The organism is Paractinoplanes brasiliensis, assembly GCF_004362215.1.
Lineage (GTDB): Bacteria > Actinomycetota > Actinomycetes > Mycobacteriales > Micromonosporaceae > Actinoplanes > Actinoplanes brasiliensis.
Genome location: NZ_SNWR01000001.1, coordinates 2357757 through 2379507, shown reverse-complemented (window position 1 = coordinate 2379507; position 21751 = coordinate 2357757). Strand labels below are relative to the sequence as shown.

General features: G+C 71.7%; 18 protein-coding genes and 1 tRNA gene. 8 read left to right on the top strand and 11 right to left on the bottom strand.

Annotated elements, in window-relative coordinates:
- Positions 1-278 precede the first annotated feature (278 nt).
- Entirely contained in the window at positions 279-854 is a 576-nt protein-coding gene (locus C8E87_RS10465; RefSeq protein WP_166661142.1) for a TetR/AcrR family transcriptional regulator, read from the bottom strand.
- Between the two features lie 50 nt (positions 855-904).
- Here C8E87_RS10465 and C8E87_RS10460 point away from each other — a divergent pair, with 50 nt between their 5' ends.
- From C8E87_RS10460 to C8E87_RS10450, 3 genes are all read left to right on the top strand, one after another.
- On the top strand, positions 905-2341 hold the full coding sequence (locus tag C8E87_RS10460; protein WP_133872904.1) for an MFS transporter: 1437 nt from the start codon (positions 905-907) through the stop codon (positions 2339-2341).
- A 111-nt stretch (positions 2342-2452) separates the two neighbouring features.
- Entirely contained in the window at positions 2453-3421 is a 969-nt protein-coding gene (locus C8E87_RS10455; protein WP_133872903.1) for an Acg family FMN-binding oxidoreductase, read from the top strand.
- A gap of 225 nt (positions 3422-3646) precedes the next feature.
- Positions 3647-4117, top strand: a complete 471-nt coding sequence (locus C8E87_RS10450; RefSeq protein WP_133872902.1) for an aromatic ring-opening dioxygenase LigA — start codon at positions 3647-3649, stop codon at positions 4115-4117.
- A 79-nt stretch (positions 4118-4196) separates the two neighbouring features.
- Here C8E87_RS10450 and C8E87_RS10445 read toward each other — a convergent pair whose 3' ends face one another.
- From C8E87_RS10445 to C8E87_RS10435, 3 genes are read right to left on the bottom strand one after another with little or no spacing between them, the layout of a single operon-like run.
- Positions 4197-5777, bottom strand: coding sequence for an efflux permease Rv1217c-related protein (locus C8E87_RS10445; RefSeq protein WP_133872901.1), 1581 nt, complete (start codon positions 5775-5777; stop codon positions 4197-4199).
- Positions 5774-6676, bottom strand: a complete 903-nt coding sequence (locus tag C8E87_RS10440) for an ABC transporter ATP-binding protein (protein ID WP_239079967.1) — start codon at positions 6674-6676, stop codon at positions 5774-5776. Before C8E87_RS10440 ends, C8E87_RS10445 begins: the two co-directional genes overlap by 4 nt.
- Positions 6673-7494 (bottom strand): MerR family transcriptional regulator, encoded by an 822-nt coding sequence (locus C8E87_RS10435; RefSeq protein WP_133872900.1) that lies wholly within the window; start codon positions 7492-7494, stop codon positions 6673-6675. The genes C8E87_RS10440 and C8E87_RS10435 overlap by 4 nt, the downstream gene beginning before the upstream one ends.
- A 320-nt stretch (positions 7495-7814) precedes the next feature.
- Here C8E87_RS10435 and C8E87_RS10430 point away from each other — a divergent pair, with 320 nt between their 5' ends.
- Positions 7815-8612, top strand: coding sequence for an MOSC domain-containing protein (locus tag C8E87_RS10430; protein WP_133872899.1), 798 nt, complete (start codon positions 7815-7817; stop codon positions 8610-8612).
- A 103-nt stretch (positions 8613-8715) separates the two neighbouring features.
- Positions 8716-9660 (top strand): expansin EXLX1 family cellulose-binding protein, encoded by a 945-nt coding sequence (locus C8E87_RS10425; protein WP_133872898.1) that lies wholly within the window; start codon positions 8716-8718, stop codon positions 9658-9660.
- A gap of 64 nt (positions 9661-9724) precedes the next feature.
- Here the strand turns inward: C8E87_RS10425 and C8E87_RS10420 are convergent, their stop codons facing one another.
- From C8E87_RS10420 to C8E87_RS10390, 7 genes are all read right to left on the bottom strand, one after another.
- Positions 9725-10243 carry a GNAT family N-acetyltransferase gene (locus tag C8E87_RS10420; protein ID WP_133872897.1) on the bottom strand — a complete coding sequence of 173 codons (519 nt, stop codon included), beginning with the start codon at positions 10241-10243 and terminating at the stop codon, positions 9725-9727.
- A gap of 20 nt (positions 10244-10263) precedes the next feature.
- Positions 10264-10347, bottom strand: a tRNA-Leu gene (locus C8E87_RS10415).
- A gap of 180 nt (positions 10348-10527) precedes the next feature.
- On the bottom strand, positions 10528-11007 hold the full coding sequence (bcp, locus tag C8E87_RS10410) for a thioredoxin-dependent thiol peroxidase (protein WP_133872896.1): 480 nt from the start codon (positions 11005-11007) through the stop codon (positions 10528-10530).
- Positions 11004-11993, bottom strand: coding sequence for a hypothetical protein (locus C8E87_RS10405; RefSeq protein ID WP_133872895.1), 990 nt, complete (start codon positions 11991-11993; stop codon positions 11004-11006). Before C8E87_RS10405 ends, bcp begins: the two co-directional genes overlap by 4 nt.
- Positions 11990-12742: a DsbA family protein gene (locus tag C8E87_RS10400; RefSeq protein ID WP_133872894.1), complete on the bottom strand. Its 753-nt coding sequence runs from the start codon at positions 12740-12742 to the stop codon at positions 11990-11992. Before C8E87_RS10400 ends, C8E87_RS10405 begins: the two co-directional genes overlap by 4 nt.
- Complete coding sequence (locus tag C8E87_RS10395) at positions 12739-13233, bottom strand: MauE/DoxX family redox-associated membrane protein (protein ID WP_133876750.1); 495 nt, start codon at positions 13231-13233, stop codon at positions 12739-12741. The genes C8E87_RS10400 and C8E87_RS10395 overlap by 4 nt, the downstream gene beginning before the upstream one ends.
- 77 nt (positions 13234-13310) lie before the next feature.
- Positions 13311-13847 (bottom strand): sigma-70 family RNA polymerase sigma factor, encoded by a 537-nt coding sequence (locus C8E87_RS10390; RefSeq protein WP_133872893.1) that lies wholly within the window; start codon positions 13845-13847, stop codon positions 13311-13313.
- Positions 13848-13940: 93 nt separating this feature from the next.
- Between C8E87_RS10390 and C8E87_RS10385 the strand changes: the two genes are divergently transcribed.
- The 3 genes from C8E87_RS10385 (at position 13941) to orn (ending at position 21710) form a co-directional block, all read left to right on the top strand.
- Entirely contained in the window at positions 13941-15611 is a 1671-nt protein-coding gene (locus tag C8E87_RS10385; protein WP_133872892.1) for a copper resistance CopC/CopD family protein, read from the top strand.
- A gap of 150 nt (positions 15612-15761) precedes the next feature.
- Positions 15762-20804: a hypothetical protein gene (locus C8E87_RS10380; RefSeq protein WP_133872891.1), complete on the top strand. Its 5043-nt coding sequence runs from the start codon at positions 15762-15764 to the stop codon at positions 20802-20804.
- A 288-nt stretch (positions 20805-21092) separates the two neighbouring features.
- Positions 21093-21710 (top strand): oligoribonuclease, encoded by a 618-nt coding sequence (gene orn, locus C8E87_RS10375; protein WP_133876749.1) that lies wholly within the window; start codon positions 21093-21095, stop codon positions 21708-21710.
- The last annotated feature ends 41 nt before the right edge of the window (positions 21711-21751 follow it).

Below are 21751 nucleotides of genomic sequence, written 5' to 3'. Positions count from 1 at the left end.
GGGGACATCGGCTGGAACTACCGGTTCGGCGCGGCCCTGACGGCTGCGGCGGTGCGGACCTGGAGCCGGGACGGGCGGATCCTCGCCGTCGGGATGCAGGATTCGCGGACGGTCGCGGTTACGGCCGGGCCATCACCATCGCCGGGGCGGCCGCGCTGCACGAGATGGGCTCGACGAGCGTGCGCGTGTGCACGCCGAGTGCCAACGTCGGCGGCGTCGCCACGTACAAGGCGGCCGGGTTCGTAGCGAGGCCGGAGATCGCCGACCGGGTCCGGGTCTCAGAGGGTCTGGCGGATGGCGTCGAAGACCTGGTGGATCCGGGCTCGCACGGCGTCGAGTGAGGCTTCGCCGGTGGCCAGGTCTCGCAGGCAGACTCGGAACGCCGCCGTGAGCAGCGCGGCCGACATCGCGGGGTCGGCGACTCCGGGCCGCTCGGCGAAGAGCGTGGCCGCCAGGTCCTCCAGTTCCTCGGCGATCTCGCGGGCGCGGGCGCGCAGGGCCGGCGAGTCGTTCGCGACCCGCCAGAACTCGGCCATCCGTTCGCGGTGGCCGGGCGGCTCGATGCTCTCGGCCGCCAGTCGCAGAACCTCGTCACGCAGGGCGGCCTGGGGGGTCTGCCCGGCCGGGCGTTCGCGGACCGCGGCGGCGATGCGGTCGCGGATCAGCGGGACGCGGTCGAAGAACATGTCTTCCTTGCGCGGGAAGTAGTTGAAGACCGTCATCCGCGAGACGCCGGCCCGCTCGGCGATCTCGGACACGCTCACCGCGTCGAAGCCCCGCTCGATGATCAGCTCAGTGGCGGCGTGGGAGATCTGCAGGCGTACCTGCCCCTTCTTGCGCTCACGAAGACCCATGACGCTAATCATATACCTGGTCGAAACTTTTACCGAGTATAAGTTAGGTCATGACCCCTACCTCTCTTCGTACGGCCTGGACGGCATTGGCCGGGCTGTCCGCGGTCTTCCTGGTCGAGATGCTCGACAACTCGATCCTCACCGTCGCGCTGCCCACGATCGGGCGCGACCTGCACGCCACGGCCGTCGAACTCCAGTGGGTGACCGGCGCCTACGCGGTCGTCCTCGGCGGGCTCATGCTGGCGTTCGGCGCCCTGGCCGACCGGATCGGCCGGCGCCGGGTCATGCTCGCGGGCCTGGTGCTGCTGGGCGTGGCGAGTTCGGCGACCGCTCTCGTCAGCACCGCTGAGCAGCTCATTGCCGTACGGGCTCTGATGGGGGTAGCGGCCGCGATGACCACGCCCGGGTCGCTCGCGCTGGCTTTTCGCCTCTTCGCCTCCGACGAACTTCGAGTGCGCGCCACCACGCTCATCTCGACTGTCGGGCTGGTCGGGCTGGCCGTCGGCCCGACTGTGGGAGGGCTCGTGCTCGTGGTCGCCCCTTGGCAGGTGCTGCTGCTGGTCAACGTGCCGATCGCCGGGCTCGCGCTGATCGGCGTACGCCTCGGCATCGCCGCCGACGACCCCGCTGACCTGCACCGCGACCCGGCCGACCTGCCCGGCGCGCTGTTGGGCACGGCCACCATCGTGTTCGCCCTGATCGCGCCGACGCTGTTCGTCGACGGGAGTCCTGGCGCCTGGGCCGTGACCGGCGCGGCCCTCATGACGGCGGTTCTGTTCATCATTCGCGAGCGCGCCACCCCGAACCCGATGCTCGACCTGAAACTTGTCGCGCTTCCGCTCGTCTCCAGCGGCCTCGCCTACAAAGCCGCGGCGGGGCTGGCCACCGCCGGTCTCGGCTACCTCGTCACGCTGCAACTGCAGCTCGACTGGGGCTGGTCGCCCGCGCTCGCCGCCGTCGGCATGCTGCCGCAGGTCGTGGTGCTGATCGCGGGCGGCGCCCTGGTCGGCCCGTTCGTGCGGTGGGCCGGTCTCGAGCGGGCCGCCTGGCTCAGCGCTTCGGCCGTCGTGTCCGGGCTTGCCGTGTACGGGCTGCTGGGCCGGCTCGGCTACGTCTGGATTGCTTCGGCCCTGGTGCTCGTGGCGGCCGGGATGCGGGTCGTCGGCGTGGTGGCGGGAATCAACGTGCTGCGGGGCCTGCCCGAGAACCGTACGACGATCGGCGCGGCCCTGACCGACACCGCCACCCAGGTCACTTCCGGGGCCGGACTCGCCGTGACCGGCACTGTCCTGGCCGCGCTGTTCACGGGGAGCCTCACCACGTCGCAGTGGAGCCACGAGCAGACCGCGGAGTTCGAGCAGGCGGCGACGGTCGCCGGGCTGACGCTCACCCTGGTCGCCGCCGCGTTCGTCGCCTGGGGCATCACTCGTTCCCGGCGCGCCGCCGGACCGGTCATCGAGGCGACGCACACGGTCGTGACCAGGTGATTCACACCTTTTGCGCTCCCGCGGGCCGGGAACCTGCTTAGGTGACAATGTGTGCATCCGGTCGACGCTGTTCGGTGGGCGTGCTGTGTCCCCCGCGGCGGGAGGAAACTCATGGTTGATGACACGGACACCCGTCCAGCGCTGATACTGGCCGCCGAGGCCGCCCGGTTCGCGCCGTCGATCCACAACACCCAGCCGTGGCGGTGGACCGTGCACAGCGATCGGATGGAACTTCGTCCGATGGCCGGCCGGCAACTGCAGGTCCAGGACCCAGAGGGCAAGATGTTGCTGCTCAGCTGCGGCGCCGCGCTGCATCACGCGCGGGTCGCGCTGGACGCTGACGGCTGGCGGTACGACGTCGACCTCGTCGCTGCCGACCCGCTGGCCGTGCTTCGCCTCCGGGAACGCGGCGTTGCCGACCCGGCGGCGATCCGGTCCTTCGAGCAACTGCCGGCGCGGCACACCGACCGGCGCACGGTCAGCGACGAACCGGTGCCCGCCGCGGTCCTCGACGCGCTGACGGCAGCAGCCGAACAGGCCGGCGCGCGGCTTCATCTGCTGACCCGCGACCAGGTGATCGAACTCGCCGTTCTGGTCGAACGCGCGCAGAAGACCGAGAGCGCCGACGAACAGCTGCGCGCCGAGACCGCGGCGTGGGTCGGCGGCGACCGGGCCGACGGCGCAGGCATCCCCGACGCGAGCATTCCCGCTCAGGCGCCCCTGACGACCGTCGCCGAGCGGGACTTCGGCACGACCGGGACCCTCGTCCCTGGACCCGGACACGACAATGCCGCCAGTTACGCCGTTCTTTACGGGACAGGTGACGAAGCGGTCGACTGGCTGCGTGCCGGCGTGGCGCTCAGTGCGATGTGGCTGCTGGCCACGGAGCACGGTGTCACGCTGGTGCCGATCAGCAGCCCGGTCGAGGTGCCGTTCACCCGGCGCCAACTGGAGCGGACGATCGGTGCGATCGGCATACCGCATTTCGTCATGCGACTGGGTGTTCCCGACCCGGCGAACGGCGGTCCTGCCCGGACCCCACGCCTTCCGTCCGACCAGGTGATCGAGTTGCGCGACTGACCCACGCCGTGATCCTGACCCGACCCGGGTGGGGTGTGGCAGGGCCGTCCGGCCCGCTTCGGACCCGCGGAGTCGGGACCTGTGGCCGGGGTCCTTCGGCCCTGTTCAGAGGGCCCGGTGGCTGGCAAATTCATTGGCAGAAAAGATCAATGCCGAGCTGACGAGGTTGTTCCGGTGGATCCGGTAACGGGTGGCAGCTCGAATCTTCGCCATAGAGGAGTTCTGATGAGCGCCACGACCGCCAAGGCCAACCCCACTGGTGTTGCCAAGCCTGTTCGCTTGATCGCCCTACTGCTGATGCTGGCCGGACTGGTCATGGTCGCCGCCGGAGCCGTCACGTGGTTCACCGTGCAGTCGCAGCTCGCCGACGAGCGGATCACGGTCTCCGAGGACGCCGACTGGTTCGCCGGCGACAAGATCGACGGCCCGCTGACCGCGTACTCCGAAGCACAGGTCATCGAGAAGCACGCACTCGAGGCGAGCAAAGGCAAGACGTACGCCGAACTCGACCGCGAGGACCCGGTACGGGCAACGGTCATGAACGGCTCCTTCCTGCGGGCCTCACTGTTCACGTCGGTGGTCTCGTTCGGCATCGCCGCCATGGCGATGGGGCTCGGGGTCGTCATCGCTCTGATCGGTTATGCCCTGTTCCTCGTGGCACGGCGTCTGGCCGCCGCGCCGGAGCCGGCGGTGTGACGACCAACTGCTCCCCAGAAAGCGAGTTCTCGAACGGCGTCCGGCAGTGGCCGGGCGCCGTTTGTCGTTGCCGCCCGGCTCACCCGGCCCGCAGATCACGACGGGTGACACCCGCGGCGCCGGCCACGACCAGGGCCACACCGGTGCCGGTGAGCAGCAGCAGCGCGACCCCGTCCGGCGCCGCGGCGGCCACGTCCGGCACATGCTGGAAGAACCCCCACTGCTGAACCCGCCCCGGAACGCCCAGCAGGTCACCGAGCAGGGCCAGCACACCGCTGGCCAGCAGGGGCAGCCACGCCAGCGCGGAAAGCCGTGGGGCGGCGCCGACCAGGAGCGTCGCGCAGCCGATCATGCCCGCCACGGCCGGCCACTGCCCAACGACGTAGGCGAGGCTACGCACGGCGATGTCCTCGCCGTCGATCACGGCCGGCGCGATCGCCGCGGTGAGCAGCCCGGTGACGGTGAGAACGACCGCGCAGCCGGCAGCGGCGACAGCGGCCTGCGCCGCCACCGGCACCCACCGGCGCACACCGGCGGTCAGCACGAGGCCGGTCATGCCCGATTCCTCGGCCCGCCCGGCGGCCAGCATCGACAGGACGGCGAAGGCGGACACGACGATCCCGACCAGCGTGCCGCAGTAGGACAAATAACCGGCGGCAGGATCACCGCCGCCGAGCTGGCTGCCGAGGAACCCGCCCACCTCGCCGTTGCGTTGCTGCTCGATGGCGCCGGAACCCATCGCGGCGAACAGGGCGCCGATCGCGGCGACCGCGACGGTCCAAGCCAGCAGCGATGACCGGGTGAGCCGGGCTGTCAACCCGGCGGTGGTTCGCACCCGCAGCCTGCTGGTGCGAGTGTCGTGCCGCCGGATCAGTCCTGCCCCGAACTCGCGGCGCGCCTGCAGAAGCACAGCGGTGGCGACCAGGACCATCGACGCCAGCAACCCGGGGAGCAGGGCGGCCCACCGGTCGGCGGTGAAGGGTTCGACCGTCGCGCGCAGTCCGAGCGGGCTGACCGTGTTGAGGACATCGAGCTGCCCGGAGTCGGCGATCGCCCGAACGGCGAACGCGGCGCCGACCACCAGCAAGCCGAGCAGCCGGGCCTGACCAGCCGCCGGCGCGACCTGCGCCAGCACCACCGTTACCGAGGCGACCAGCAGGAACGTCAGCCCGACCACGACGGCGAACGCTGCCGCGCCCGATGCGGTCACCCCGTCCACCTGACCTGCCGTGGCCATGATCGCGCCGGCGCAACCGGCCGTCAGCACAGCCGCTACCGAGATCAGCACGGTCAGGGCGCTGCGCAGGGGCCGCAGCGGGGTGAGCCCGCAACTGCGCAGCAGTTCGAGGGAACCGTCGTCCTCGACGGCACGGGTCACCGCGACGGCGGCCAGAACAGCCATGATCGCGGCGAGAATGGTGACGAACGCGCCGATCTCCCACACGTACAGCTGCGCCGGGGTGCCGGGATCGGGCAGCCGCCCGTACAGCAAGGTGGACGCCGGGCTCTGCTGGGCCAGCTCGACCGCGGTGTGCCGCTGCGCCTCGGTGGCGTACGTGTCCTGGTAGGCCTGCGCGGTGGCGCACAGCGCGATCAGCAGCGCCGGCCAGCAGGCGAGCAGCAGCCTGTGCCTGCGGACGAGCAGGCGGGTCAGCGTCATCGAGCCGCCACCTCGTAGTGCCGCAGGAACAGGTCCTCCAGCTTCGCCGGGGTGCACGTGATGTCGTCCGCGTCGGCGTCCGCGAGCACGCCCAGCACCGCGGGCACCCGGTCACGTGGTACGGCGAGCCGGATCGTGCCGGCATCGGGTTCCACCGCCACGCCGGCCTGGCGCAGCCGCGCGACGATCGAGTCGGCAAGCCTGGCGGGCAGCCGGGCGGTGACCGTGGAAGCGGCGAGGTGGCGCATGTCGGCCAGCCGGCCCGACTCCACCAGCCTGCCGTCCTTGATGATGGTCACCGTGTCGCACACGTCCTCCACCTCGGCCAGGATGTGACTGGACAGCAGGACGGTGCGACCGGCCTCGACCGCGTCGCGGACACAACGCTGGAACACTTCCTCCATCAGCGGATCCAGCCCGGAGGTGGGCTCGTCGAGCACCAGCAGATCCGTACGGGCGGCGAACGCGGCCACGAGGACCACCTTCTGCCGGTTGCCCTTCGAATAGGTGCGCACCAGCCGGCGGGTGTCGAGCGCGAAGGCGTCGGCCAGGCGGCGCTCGGCAGTGGCGTCGCGGCTGCCGCGCAGACCGCCGAACGCGTCGAGGACCTCCTGCCCGGTCAGGTTCGGCCAGAGCGTCACCTCGCCCGGAACGTACGAGACCCGGGCGGTGACCTCGGCGGCGTGCCGGCCCGGATCCCGGCCGAGGACCCGGACCCGGCCCGCAGAAGCGCGGTACAGGCCGAGCAGCACCCTGATAGTGGTGGACTTGCCGGCCCCGTTCGGGCCCAGGAAACCGTGCACCTCGCCCCGACCGGCCCGCAGATCGAGACCGTCGACGGCGATGAACGCGCCGAACCGTTTGACCAGTCCGTGGACGTCGATGATGAGCTCGGTCACTGCGCTCTCCCTTTCTCGATCATGGTCAGGACCGCGTCGCCGATGACCCGGGCGACGCGCTGTTCGCCCGGTTCGGTGAGCCGCACGTACAGCTCCACCGCCCGCCGGGCCATCTCCGGATCGATCGACCGGGTCACCCGCGGCAGGTCGGCGCCGAGGTGACGGCTGACCCGGTCGATCACCGCGGTGGCGATCTCGTCGATCTCCCGGTCGTCGAGATCGCCACCGCGGCGCACCCGGTCCGCGATCCGGCCGAACAACGCCGAGCTCTCGGCCAGGCCCGCCTCCGTGAACCCCTCGTACGCCCGTGCCGACTCCGGCGGCATGTCACCGCGATAGAAGGCGAGCTCCATGAAGTCCCGCTCGCGGCGGATCACCCGGCGGGTCTGTGGATCGGCGGCCTGGGCGTGCATGTGGTCGTAGAAGCGGACGATCGCCGCGGGCATCGGCGACAGCGAACCGTCGCGTTCCACCGCGCCGATCAGGCTTCGGAGCCGGTCGCGCTGATCCCGCAGCCGTTGCAGCTGCTCCTCGACGGCGGTGACCGTCGCCCGCAGGTCGGCCAGGACCGGCGCCGGATCCGGTGGTGCGGCGCCGGCCGGGGGTGGCGCCGGGTCGCCGATCATCGCCGCGATCTGTGTCAGCCCCACCCCGGCTCGGGTCAGCCAGCGGATGCGCACCAGCCGGGCCAGGTGCGACATGCCGTAGTCCCGGACACCGTCACGGTGCTCGGGAACCGGCAACAGCCCGATCTGGTGGTAGTAGCGGATCGTCCGGACCGTGGTCCCGGCCAGATCCGCCAGCTCTGCGATGCGCACCCGATCAGTGTCGACTGTGACGCGACGTCACAGTCAACCGTTGCCCGGCGGCTACGGTGTCAGGCGTACCCGCCGCAGCAACTCGGCGTTGAGGGCGACCACAATGGTCTACGCGCTCATCAGGACGGCGCCCAACTCGCCCATCTCGGCCGAGCCCTCGACGATGCGGCCGCCGACGGGCACGCGGCCCCCGGAGCGAACGAGCACCCGGTCACCGTGCTGATCGTGCCCGCTCTGTCCGACGTTCCGGCGTACGAGTGGGCAGTTCGTCCGCGCTCAAACGGCGAGGCGGGGATTCGGGTGGCGTGTCAGGCTGGGGCATGCGGATCACGGCCCTGTACTCGTACCCGGTCAAGGGCTGTCATCGCGTCGCGCATCGCAGCGCTGTGGTGGAGCCGTGGGGGTTGGCCGGCGACCGCCGCTGGCTCATGGTCGACGCCGACGGGGTGGGTATCACCCAGCGCGACGACCCCCGCCTCACCCGGCTGACCGTCACGCCAAGAACGAGTGGGCTGGTCCTCCACGCGCCGGGGATGGCGCCGCTGGAGGTGGACGAGCCGGTCGACGGGCCCGAGGATTTCGTGCGCGTGTTCAGCAGCAAGCCTCCGGTGCCGGTGCGGCTGGCCGAGAAGGAGTGGAGCAGCCGGTTCCTCGAGCGGGACGCCCGGCTCGTGTGGCAGGCCGACCCGACCAGCCGCCCGATCGAGTCGCACGCCCGGGTGGACGACAGGGTGAGCCTGGCCGACGGGTTCCCGGTGTTGCTCGCCAACGAGGGTTCGTTGTCGGCGCTGAACGACTGGCTGGTCGAGGCGGGGGAGGAGCCGGTGCCGATGACCCGGTTCCGGCCCAATCTGGTGGTCGAGGGAGCGCCGCCGTGGGCTGAGGACGACTGGCTCGGGCGAACGGTGCGGATCGGGGAGGTCAGGTTCCGGGCGGCCAAGTCGTGTGCCCGCTGTGTGGTGACCACCGTCGATCAGGACACCGGTGAGGTGGGCCGGCAGCCGTTGCGGATTCTCGGCACGCATCGACGTTTCGGCGACGGGTTGCTCTTCGCGATCAACCTGATACCGGATATGTCGGGAATGGTGTATGTCGATGACCCGGTCGAGGTCGGGTGAACGGCTGAGGCCTCCACGCGAGCGGGTGAAGCCGGCCGCCGGAAGCTTAGGAGTGTCTTAGGAAAGTTGCCGCTGCGCCCGTACGGCGGCAGGGTTCCTCTGCGTGACCGGATCTCGTCTGTTCTCGCCCCGATGGCTCGCCGCCGGGGGCGCTGTCTTCCTCGCCGCAATTCTGGGGGTCACGCTCGTGCTCCAGAACAGCGGCGCCGCCTGCGCCGCCCCGCCGTCGACCACGGCCAAGAAGGGCAAGGCGACGTACTTCTTCCTCGAGGGCACGCTCGGCAACTGCTCGTTCCCGAGCCCGCCCGCCGACGACCTGTACGTGGCACTGGGCCAGCACAACGAGTACTCCAGCGGCGCGGCCTGCGGCACGTACATCGACGTGACCGGGCCGAAGGGCAAGACCCGCGTCAAGGTCATCGACTCCTGCCCGGAGTGCCCGGCGGGTCACCTGGACCTGAGCCTCACGGCGTTCAAGAAGATCGGCGTGAAGTCCGACGGGATCATCCCGATCACCTACAAGGCGGTTCCCGGCGCGTCAGTCCCAGGTCCCATCTCCGTACGGGTGAAGGAAGGCTCCTCGCAGTACTGGCTGAGCGTGCTGATCGACAACCACAGCAACCAGCTCGCCTCGGTCAAGGTCGCGGGCAAGGGCGGCAGCTTCAAGTCCGCGTCGCGCGAGGACTTCAACTACTGGACGATCCCGAGCGGCGCCGGCAACGGCCCCTTCAAGGTCAAGATCACCGATGTGTACGGGAACTCGGTCACCGTTCCCGACATCAAGCTCGCGATCGGCAAGACCCAGAAGACCACGGCCAAGCTCGGCGGCAGTGTCGTCCGCCGGCCCGAGGTCTCCACGCCGGACAAGAAGACCGAGAAGAAGACAACGCCCGCCACCAAGAAGCCGACGGTGAAGCCCACCACCAAGCCCAGCACCACGACGGCCTCGGCAGCCCCGCTGCTCGAGGAGGCCACGGTCGAGCCCACCACGCAGCAGCCCGCCCAGCTCGACGCGAATCTGACGGCCGACGCCCCACGCTGTTCCTGAGTATTTCCCCACCACGCCCGGCCGGACGCGTTCCCCCCATCGTGTCCGGCCGGGTGCACCGACGTCAGCCCAGCGGCATCCACATCTGGATCTCGTCCCGGTCGTCACCCGGCCCCACCCGCAGCGCGCCCGGGATCCGGCCCACCTCGCGGTAGCCGAGGCGCTCGTAGAACTTTTCCGTCCCAGCGCCGCCGCGCACTGTCACCTGGATGCCGGCCAGCCCCATCTGCCGGGCGACCCGCTCGGCCTCGCGCATCAGCGCGGCGCCGTAGCCGTGGCCCTGCCGTCCGGGCGTCACCATGACCCGTTTGAGCACCCGCCAGTGCTCCTTGAGCGCGAACCGGTTGCTCACCACGAACAGCAGCGCGACCGGCTCGCCGTCGTCGAGACCGAGCAGCAGGTGGTCCACGCCGGCCCGCACCCCGGCGAAGGCGGCCTCGGCCACGGGCTCGACGTCGTCACGCCGGACGGGCGCGACGAACCCGACAGCCCCGCCGGCGTTGGTGACGTCGACCCAGAGCGTGACGATGCTCGCGCGGAGCTCGTCGGTGAGCGGAGGATCCAGAACGAACTCAACAGGCATGCGGCCATCATCGCGATCGGTGCGGAAGGGGGGACTTGAACCCCCACGCCCTCTCGGGCACGGGCACCTAAAACCCGCGCGGCTGCCTATTACGCCACTCCCGCCGGATCCGCCCCGAGGGCGAACACGTTGCACGCAGTCTAGACGCTCACCGGCCGAAAGCGGACTGGCGGCCACACAGCACGGCGGCCGCCTCGCGGATCAAGCCGCGTGACAGCCGCCGTGGGTCTACCGGCGCCCCGGAACGGGTCCTGTCATTGTCATCGCCCGCGGAAGGTCAGACTTTAGGAGTCGACGCCCAGATCGCGGCGCAGCTTGGCGACGTGGCCGGTCGCCTTGACGTTGTAGAGGGCCCGCTCGATGACGCCGTTCTCGTCGATCACGAAGGTCGACCGGATGACGCCCATCACCGTCTTGCCGTAGTTCTTCTTTTCGCCGAACGCCCCGTACGCGGTCAGCACGCTCCTGTCCTCGTCGCTGACCAGCGGGAACGTGATGGCGTCGCGCTCGCGGAACTTGGCCAGCTTGGCCGGGGCGTCGGGGGAGATGCCGACGACCTCGTAACCGGCGGCCTGCAGCGAGCCCAGCGAGTCGCGGAAGTCACACGCCTGGGTGGTGCAGCCGGGGGTCATGGCGGCCGGGTAGGCGTACAGCACGACCTTGCGTCCGCGCAGGTCCTTGAGGGTGAGCCGGTCGCCGTTGTCGGTCGGCAGGCTGAAGTCGGGCGCCGGGTCGCCGGCGGAGAGTCGGACGGTCTCAGTCATGCCGATGACGATAGACCCGGCTCTCGGGAAGCCGGAGCCGGTTCCGCGGCCCGCATCCGCAGCACTCCGGTCAGCGCCATTCCCGCCCCCAGGCCCAGCGCCAGCACCACGGCGAGCCGGGCCAACCAGCCCGGCCCGGCGGTCGGGGTCACGGCGGCGGCGAGGACCTGTGTCTCGTTGAAGCCGCCGAACACCGCGACCACGGCCCCGGAAAGGGCCAGATAGAACGGCGGGTGCCGGTACGCCGCGGCCAGCCCCAGCAGCCCGGCCAGGATCAGCACCGGCGCCGGGGTCTCACCGTCCAGAACGCGCAGGACCCCGTACGTGAGGGGCGCCGACCCCGCGACGAGCGCGATCCCTCGCACCGATCGCGGCGACCGGTAGGCCAGCGCCGCGGCGGCCAGGCCGGCCAGCACCGCCCCGGCCCACCACTTCCAGGCCACGGGCGGCGGTTCCCAGTCGAGGGTGCCGCGGATCTCGTACGTGGTGGTCTGTGCCCGCAGCGGAACGCTCCAGTCGCGCAGGCGGTGTGCGCGGGACGGGTCGGCGACGGCCTGCGGCGGCTGCTCCTCGCTCACCCACTGGGTCCGCCGATCGTGCCAGCGCACCGTGGTCGAGTCCGAGATCTTGCGCCAGGACGGCGGCGCTGTCGGGTCGGCGTTCGGGGGCACTGCCGCTTCGAAGGCCAGGGTCTCGTTGAGGTACGCGGCCGGCGAGTTCACGTTCTGCCAGGTGCCGCCGGGCCGCACGTCGAGGTACGGCTCGCCGGAGTAGCCGAGGATCTCGACGGAGTGCCCGGTGTTGTTGCTCAGCTCGAGCCGGGCACCCGCCTCCACCGTACGGGCGTCGACGCCGTCGAGCGTGATCGAGGCGACCTCGGTCCGGTACGCCGTGCCGCCCCCGACGTCCCCGCCGTGGGCCGACGCGGGTGTGGCCGGCCCGAGTACCGAGCCGGCCACCGCCACGATCAGGGCGAGACGTCTCACCCGGCGGCCGCCGTGACCGCCTGCGTGAAGACCTCGGTGGTGGGCAGCGTGTTGCCCGGACCCTCGACCACCTTGCCGTTGACCACGATGGTCGGGGTGCCGTTGTGGCCGCGCGACGCGAAGGTCTCGGTGACCTTGGTGGCCCACGGCTTGTACGTGCCGTCGCTGACCGCCGTGGCGAACGAGTCGCCCAGGCCGACACCGCGGCCCAGCTCGATCAGCTTGTCGTTGCTGAGGCCCTCGGTGCCCTCCGCGGGCTGGTTCTCGAACAGCACGTTGTGGTACTCGAGGAACTTGCCGTCCACGGCCGCGGCCGCCACCGCCCCGGCCGCCCTGGTCGAATACTGGGTGCCGTTGGACACGCGGTCCAGGATGGACACCGGGTGGTACCGCACGGTCACTTTCTTGTCGGTCACCATCTGTGCGATCGCCGGGCCGGTCTGCTGCTCGAACTGGTTGCAGACCGGGCACATGAAGTCCTCGTAGATGTCGACCGTGACCGGGCCGCTGCCGACCGCGAAGGCCGTGCCGTCGTCGACCGCCACGCTCGGCGTGCTGACCCGCGAAGCCTCGGTCTTCTTCTCCTGGTTGGCGAGTACGCCCCAGCCGATCAGGCCGGCGATCAGCAGCACGGCGACCACGCCGACCGAGGTCCAGATCGTCACCTGCCGCCGGCGCTCGGCCGCCTTCTGCTGTTCGACGATCCGCTGCGCCGCCGCGCGGTCCCGTCCCCGGTTGCCCTTGCTCATCGATCCCCCATCAGAAGCCCGTCGACCGAGAACTTCGACCGCGGTTTCCACATCAGCAGGCCGGCCAGCGCGAGGAAGCCCACGTCGCGCAGGATGTCAAGGCCGTACTGCGTGGTGCGCCCGCCGGTCAGCTCCCCGCCCTTGCTGAAACAGCCGCAGTCGATCTGCAGCCCGCGCGCCCAGGCCGAGACGATGCCGGCGATGAAGATCACCATCAGCACCGCGGCGATGGCCGCGCTGAGCCGTGTCGCTATGCCGATCAGCAGGAGCAGGCCCAGTGCGATCTCCAGGAACGGCTGGATGGCCCCGATCACCTTGGCGGTGTCGTAGGACATCAGGTCGTACGCGTTCACCGCGCGCGCCGAGGCGGCCAGGTCGGTCACCTTGAGCCCGCCGGCGATCAGGAAGACCGCCGCCAGGCCGAGACGCGCGAGGGTGGAGATCCAGGGCCAGGCCGCCGCGAGCCGGGAAGGCCGCTGCATCAAGTCCATGGTCACGCCCGATTAGTCGATGCCACTGTGCCCTGGGTTCCCTCGGTTGTGCTGAGGGTTGCCTGGGAAGCGGCTGATCAGACCGCGCGCGCCTGGGAGACCGCTGCCACCAGCTCGTCACGGGCACGCGCGACCCGGGACCGGATTGTCCCGACGGGGACATCCTCCACCTCGGCGGCCTCGGCATAGGAGAGTCCAAGGACCTGTGTCAGGACGAAAGCCGTACGCCTTTCCTCGCCGAGCCGGCCCAGCAGATCGGCCGTGGTGAGCCGTTGGGCCGGGTCGGGCGAGGGCGACGCCGTCCAGGCCTCGGCGGCCAGGCGCGCGTCGAGGCGGCGGCGGCGCACCACCGTACGCAGGTGGTCGGCGCAGGCGCGGCGGGCGATGCCGAGCAGCCACGTGCGGGCCGTCGAGCGGGCCTCGAACGCGGGCAGGGCCTTGAAGGCGCGCAGGTAGGTCTCTTGCGTGAGGTCGTCGGCCGCGCCCGGGTCGACCAGGGCGGCGGTGAACCGCCACACCTCGGCCTGGGTCGCGCGCACGAACGCCGCCGTCGCGACCGCGTCCCCCGCGCGGGCGGCGAGGGCGAGCGAGGTCGTTTCGTCCAGGCCGTCCATGGGCCAGCATCGTACGCCCTCTCCTTGCGCGAGCCCGTGAACCGGGTGCCGCGGGCAACCCGCGGTGGGCAGGGGTCGACCGGATCGGGCAGCATGACGGGCATGATTGTTGAGCGCCGCCGGATTTGTCGCCCTATGGTGGCACTCGCCGGGCTGCTGATCGGGTTCTTCGCGGTGCTTCTCGGCCCCGCCGCCCCGGCCAGCGCGCACGCCGTTCTCGTCAACAGCGACCCCGGCAACGGCACGATCGTCCCCGACGCGCCGAACAAGATCACGCTGAACTTCAGCGAGTCGGTGCAGCTGCTGTCCGGCAAGATCCAGGTGCTGGCGCCGGACGGCTCGCGGGCCGACCAGGGCGACCCCGCCGCCGCGGGCACCAGTGTGACGATCCCGCTGCGCTCGGGCGGCGGCCGGGGGACGTACCTGGTGAGTTATCGCGTGATGTCGGCCGACAGCCACCCCGTCGGGGGCAGCCTCACCTTCTCGGTGGGCGCTGCCTCGGCCCCGCCGACCGCGACCGTCGACGACACCGAGGTCGACCCGGTGGTGCGGGCGCTGATCCCGGTCGGCAAATACCTCGGGTACGCCGGACTGGTGCTCCTGATCGGGCCCACGCTGGTGCTCGCGCTGCTCTGGCCGCACCGGCTCAGCCGTACGGGTCCCGGCCGTCTGGTCTGGACAGGCATCGGCCTGATCATCTTCAGCACGCTGCTCGCCATCTGGCTGCAGGCGCCCTACTCGACCGGCTCGGGCCTGTTCGACGTGCGGGTCGGCGACCTCAGGGACGTGCTGGGCAGCACCTTCGGGGCGATCATGCTGGTGCGCCTGGGTGTGATCTGTGCCGCGGCCCTGCTGCTGCGGCCCATGCTGCGCGGCTCCGGCGACGACTCGAAAACCGACCTGGCCCTGCTCGGCGTGCTCGGCGTCGCGGCCATCGCGACCTGGCCGCTGACCGGGCACCCGACTGCCTCCCCGGTGGCGGGCGTGTCGGTGGTGGTCGACGCGATCCACCTGGCAGCCATGGCGGTGTGGCTGGGCGGCCTGGTCATGCTGGTCGGTTTCCTGCTGCGCAAGGCCGACCAGCGCGAACTCGGGGCGATCCTGCCCATCTGGTCGCGCTGGGCGGCGACCGCGGTCGCGGCGCTGATCGTGGCCGGCGTCATCCAGGCGCTGATCGAGGTCGCCTCGCTGGACGGGCTCATCAATTCCACGTACGGGCGTCTGATTCTGGCCAAGGTGGGGCTGGTCGCCGTCGTGCTGGGCTTCGCCTGGTTGTCGCGGCGGCTCGTGCAGTCCAAGGCGGCCGAGGAGTCTCCGCGCGGCCTGCGGCGCATCGTGGCGGCCGAACTGGCGATCACGGCCGTGGTCATCGGCGTGACGTCCGCGCTGGTGCAGATCGCGCCGCCCCGGTCCGCCGAGGCCTCGCAGGCGGCGGGCGCCTCGACCACGGTCACCAAGACGCTGACCGACCAGCGGATGGCCGTGCAGATCGACGTCTTCCCGGCCTCGGTCGGCAACAACTCCATTCACCTGTACGCGTACACGCCCGACAACAAGCCGCTGACGGTGATCGAGTGGAGCGCGACGGCGGCACTGCCCGCCAAGGGGATCGAGCCCATCGAGATCCCGCTGCTGCGGATCACCGACTTCCACGCCGTGGGCGACATCGCGCTGCCCCAGGCCGGGGAGTGGACCTTCAAGATCACGGTCCGGATCTCCGAGATCGACCAGTCGACACTCTCCACGACGGCAACGATCCGGTAACGCTGTTTCGACGGCCCGGTCTCCCGCGTAGGGGAAACCGGGCCGTTGACATATCTATCAGCGATTTAGCGTCTGTTTGACCACTTTGGGGTTATTTGCATCTGTATGGTCAGCGCAGTACTGCCCAAAGCTTCAAGGGGGAGAAAGCTGATGCGGGTGTTCCGAACCATCCTCGGGATGCTGGCGCTGACCATCGGCCTGCCGTCACTGCTGGCCGGCGCCGGCCTCTGGGCCGCCATGCAGCACCGCGACCAGGGTGGCGAGTTCAGTGCCGAGCTTCAGCAGCTGTCCACACCCGGTTACGCCATCGTGGTCGAGGACGTGGACCGCCTGCTGCGCTCCGACGCGCCGTTCACCCGCATCGGCGACACCCAGCTGCAGCTCACCGCCCACACCGCCGGCGGGCCCGCCTTCGTCGGCATCGCGCCCGTCAACGCCGTGCGCAACTACCTGACCGGGGTGCAGCACAGCACCGTCCGCACGGTCGACATCGGCACCGGCGCGTTGCCCGTCGCGACCACGATCGTCCCCGGCGCCAAGGCCCCGAGCGCGCTGCCCGAGCGGGGGATCTTCTGGACCCGTACGGCCACCGCCGGGCAGATCTCGTGGACCCCGTCCGACGTACGGGGCGGTCCGTACAGCCTCGTCGTGATGAACCCGGCCGCCCAGCCCGGCCTGCAACTGCAAGCCCGCGCGGCCCTGCGCCCCGGCTGGCTCAGCTCGAGCGCCTGGGGCCTGCTCAGCCTGGGCGCCCTGCTGGTGATGGCCGGCATGGTCGTGCTGGCCTGGCCCGGACGCCGCCGCGAAATCGTCTACGTGGTCGAACCCAGCCAGGTCCCCGAGCTCATGCGGGCCATCGGCGCGCCCATGCCGATCCTGCCCTCGACCGGCCGGCCCGTGGGCGCCCACCGGCCCCGCACCCTTGCCGAGATCCGGCCCGGCCCGGCCACCGCCGTCATGGCGTGGCCGCCGACCCCGGCCCTGACCGCGGCGGCGCCCGGAGTGCCGCCGGACCCGGACGAGTACGCGGCGGCCACGGCCATCCCGGCGCGCCCGGCTCCGGCTCCCGCTCCGGGCGAGCCGTTGCAGTTCATCGGGGGATCGGTGGCGCCGCTCACTGAGGACGGCAGTGCCTCGCGGCGTGTGGAGAAGCCGGGCAAGCGCAAGGGGCCGGCATCGTCGTCTTCGATTTCGTCTTCGTCTTCGTCTTCGGAGGACATCCCGATGTTCCAGGCCTCGGCCGTGGACGCCTGGGTGGCCGAGACGGCGCCGGTGCGGGCCCGGGAGACCGAGGCGCAGGCCGCCGCCCGGCTGGCCGAGGCCGCGCGGCGCCGCGCTGCCGCTTCCGCGGCCAACGGGCCTCTTCGTCCGGCCGAAGCCGCGCCTGCCGCTGCGGCTTCGTCCTCGACCTCGTCTTCTGCGAAAGCGGCCGAGGTTCCGGGGACTTCACCCGCCGCGGACGCGTCCCATGGCGTTGCCGGGGTCTCACCCGCGGCGGCTCGGGCGGCAAATGGTGCTGCCTCGTCGGCCAAGGATAGGCCGGCGAACGGTGCTGCCTCGTCGGCCGCGGCTCGGGCGGCGAACGGTGCTGCCTCGTCGGCCGCGGCTCGGGCGGCGAACGGTGCTGCCTCGTCGGCCGCGGCTCGGGCGGCGAACGGTGCTGCCTCGTCGGCCGCGGCTCGGGCGGCGAACGGTGCTGCCTCGTCGGCCGCGGCTCGGGCGGCCAACGGCGCTGCCTCGTCGGCTGCGGGTGGGGATGGGCCTGTGAACGCTGCTCCCGCTCTTTCCGCGGCCGCGTCTGCTCCCGCCGCGTCCGCCCTTGCTCCGGCCACTCCGGCTCCGGCTGCGTCCGCTTCTGCTCCGGCCGCGGCTGACGCTGGCCCTGCGTCCGCCCCCGCTGCGTCCATGCCCGCCTCTGCTGCCGCTACCGGCTCGTCCACGGCTACCGGTTCCGCTGTTCCAGCGCCGGTTGGCGTTCCTGCTGCCAATGCCGGCTCCGCTGGTGCCGACTCGACGCAGTCGCCCGACCCAGCGGAGGCTGACACGATCGACGCGGTGGCCGCCGCTTACGCGGCCGGTGCGGCCGATGCCAGAGCTGTGCGCGGCGAGATCGATGACGACGCCCGCGACCCGCGCATGGCCAACCAGAAGGTCTCGGTGATCACCGGCCCGAGGGCAACCGACTGGAACGCGACGGGCACGCCCCGTATGGGCCGCAAGACCTCACGAGAGTCCCACCCCGACCCAGCCGGTCGTACGTCTCCGGCCGACAGTGCCTCCGGCCCGAAGACCGCGGCCCGCCCGTCGCCGTCCAGCCGCCCTTCCGTGAACGCTCAGGGCGGCGTCCGCCGAGCAGGGGTCCCCAGCACTGGCGTGCCCGGCAATGGCGGGTCTGACACCGACGTGTCCGGTGCTGGGGTGTCTGGTGCTGGCGCGTCGGGCGCTGGGGTATCCGGCGCTGGAGTGTCGGGTGCTGCGGTGGGTGCTGAGGTGTCCGGCGCTGGAGTGTCGGGTGCTGCGGTGTCCGATGCTGACGGGGGTGTCGGGGTGTCTGGCGCTGGCGGCTCTGGCGTCCGGGTATCCGGTGCTGGTGGGTCGGGCGCTGGGGTGTCTGGTGCTGGGGTGTCTGGCGTCGGGGTGTTCGATGCTGGCGTGCCGGATGCCGGGCTGTCTGGTGCTGACGGCCCCAGGCCGTCGTCGTCCGGGCCGAACGCTCCCGTGGCGGGTGGCCTTACCGTTCCGGCCGCCTCCGGAGCTTCCTCACCGGCCGCCTCCGGGGCTTCCTCACCGGCCACCGGTCGGGGCAACGACACAGACGCGGCCGGGCGCGGCGGTTCGACCCCACCGGTCGCGGGTAGCCTCCCGAACGCGCCCGCCGACCCCGCTCCCCGCCCGGTCGGCGCCAAGCTCACCGCTCCCGCCGAGGACTCACCGGCGGGTGCCAGGACCAGCACCGAGCCGGCCACCCCATCCGCCAGTGGGGTCCGCCCGGCAAGGGGAGCCGACACCGGCCCCGGCGCCGACGACAGCCGCCCGGTGTCGGCTCCCGAGCCGGCCTCCGCCCGCCGTCAGCCCCAGACCGACGCGGACACCGAGGTCCCCGGCGAGGCGCGGCCCCTCCGCAAGGCCAGTCCCGACCAGGCCCGCCGGGATCCCGGCACGCTGGAGAACCGACCGAGCGCCACGACCGAGCGTCGCGACGGCGGAGACGAGATCGGCGTTGCTTCCGCAACCACCGCCCCCGCTCCGCCGCGGCCGGCCGTTCCGCGGCCACCAGCTCCGCCCCGGCCGGTTGTCCCGTCGCCGTCCCGGCCCAGCAACGGCAGCTCGTCTCCGGCCGAGCCCGGACCGGTTTCGCGTCCGGCCCAGCCCGGCCCGGATCCGCGTGAGCGGACCGGCCCGGTCCCGGCGTCGGCATCCGCGAGCCGTCAGCCGTCACCGAACGCCTCGGCGCGGGTCTCCGGCGCGCCTTCCGCCGGCGATGCGGCCCAGGGCCTTCCGGCGGCCGCGGCTTCAGCCGAGGCATCGTCAGTGACCCACGGCCTGGTCCGTGGCACATCCCCGACCGGGTCCCCGGCCCAGCGGCCCGAGTCCGATGCGGCCAACCACGCCAGCGGTCGTCCGGCTTCTGCGGGCACGGCTGGGCACGCCGACGGGCATCCGGTTTCCGCGGGCACGGCTGGGCAGGCCGACGGGCATCCGGTTTCCGCGGGCACGGCTGGGCAGGCCGACGGGCATCCGGTTTCCGCGGGCACGGCTGGCCACGCCGACGGGCATCCGGCTTCCGCGGGCACGGCTGGGCAGGCCGACGGGCATCCGGTTTCCGCGGGCACGGCTGGGCAGGCCGACGGGCATCCGGCTTCCGCGGGCACGGCTGGCCACGCCGACGGGCATCCGGCTTCCGCGGGCGAGGCCGGCTACTCCAGCGGCCGACCCGCTTCAACAGGCCAGACTGGTCGCACCAACGACCGACCGGCTTCAGCGGGCGGGAGCGGTCACGTCAACGGCCGTTCAGCCCCCGCCGGGGATGTCGCGTCGGTGAGCGGAGCCTCGGCACCCGACACCAACTCCGTCGACGCCACGCCGGGAAGAACCGGGCCGTCAACGGATGCCCGGTCTGTCGAAATCCCGTTGGAGGCCATGGCCCGGGGCGGGAGTGCTGACGCTGTGCGTGACCAGGGCACGCCCGCCACCGACCTGGCCGGGCTCCGTGCGCCCGTCGAGGCCGAGACGCTGGTCGGTGCCGGGGGAGGGGCTGAGACGCTGGTCGGTGCCGGGGGAGGGGCTGAGACGCCGGTCGGTGCCCGGGGAGAGGTCCAGTCGCCGGCCGGTGCCAGTGGGGAGGCCGCTGATGTCGACGGGTTCGCTGTGGCTGCGACCCCGGCGGGCGCCGGGGAGGCCGTCGCGAGCGGGTCGAAGGAGGGCGACGACGCGAAGGCGGGTTCTCGGGGCGCGAACCGGGACCTCTTGGCGCAGGCCCAGAGCCGTATCGATGGGAGCGCCACGATCCCGTCGGCGGTGGGCCGGCTTCCGGGCAACGGGACGAACCGGCCCGCGCCCGCGGCCTGGCGTAAGGCGGCCCAGACGGTGGCCGCGAGGGCTGCGTCCGAGTCGGCTGTCGGGTCCGAGCCGGCCGCCGACATGATCGACGACGGTGGGACCGGTGTTGCGGCCACCGAGGCAACGCCGGCCAAGCCCAAGACGCGGACCACCCGTACGCGTAGCTCCAAGACCACCGACCCGGAGGCCGACAAGCCGGCCAGAGCGCGGACCGCCGCCGCAAAGGCCGCCAAGTCGACGGCGGCCAAGTCGACGGCGACCAGGGCCACCGCGGCGAAGGCCACCGCGGCGAAGGCCACCACGGCCAAGGCGAGCAAGTCGGCGGCGAGCAAGACCCCGGCCAAGGCTGCCCCCGCCAAAGCAGCAGCGAAGGCCGCACCCGCCAAAGCGGCAAAGGCGGCCGCGACCGGCACGTCGGCGGCCGCGACCAGGTCGGCCACCCCCAGGCCGGCCCGCCCGGTCGTGGATGTCCCGTTGCGGACCAGCACCGGGGCCATCCCGGCGGGAAGCGGGACGCCGGCCGCTTGGCTCGCGGCGTATCAGCAGGAGGCAGCCGATCTGCTGTCCGGCACCCCGCCGAGGCGCCGCCGCCGCTCGACGTCGCCGGCCGATCAGCCGGACGGCAACGACTGAGGCCGGGGACAGCACGAATCCACCGGATCCGAGAGGCCGCCCCACACCCGGGCGGCCTCTTCCCGTACGGCCGGAAGGGCCCTCCACGCTGCCGACGTGGAGGGCCCTTCACCGGGGGGAACGGAGTAACCGAAGGGGGCTTCGTCCGTTAAGACCAGTTTAGACCCGTTGCGGGCCGAACGGCGGGATCCTTCCCCCAAAGCGGGCAAACTGCCAGGTCGCGCCGCTCGTCCCGGGAGGGTGGCAGGGCAGGAGGTGACACCGGTCCATCCCGTCGCGGCGTACGCTGTGCGGGTGGCTGATCATTTGGTGTGGATCGACTGTGAGATGACGGGCCTCGACCTGGGCAAGGACAAGCTCATCGAGGTCGCCGCGCTGGTCACCGATGCCGACCTCAATGTGCTCGGCGAGGGCGTCGACCTGGTCATTCACGCCGACGACGCCGCGCTCGACGCGATGCCGCCCGTGGTGCGTGACATGCACGCCAAATCGGGGCTGACCGACGAGGTGCGCGCCTCCACGATCACGATGGCCGAGGCCGAGCAGGCCGTGCTGGCGTACGTGCAGCAGTTCGTTCCGAACCCGCGCACCGCCCCGCTCTGCGGCAACTCGATCGCGACCGATCGCGGTTTCCTGGCCCGCGACATGCCGGCCCTCGACTCGTTCCTGCACTACCGCATGATCGACGTCTCCTCGATCAAGGAGCTGTGCCGCCGCTGGTATCCGCGGGTGTATTTCGGTCAGCCGGCCAAGGGCCTGGCCCACCGTGCGCTCGCCGACATCCTCGAGAGCATCCGCGAGCTCGAGTACTACCGCCGCGCGATCTTCGTGCCGCTGCCCGGTCCCGACGTCGAGGCGGCCAAGGCGATCGCCGCCGACCTGCTGGAGCCGGGCGGCAGCGTGTAGGAAGGGTCACCCGTCCGAGCCGGGAACCCGCTCGACAGCCG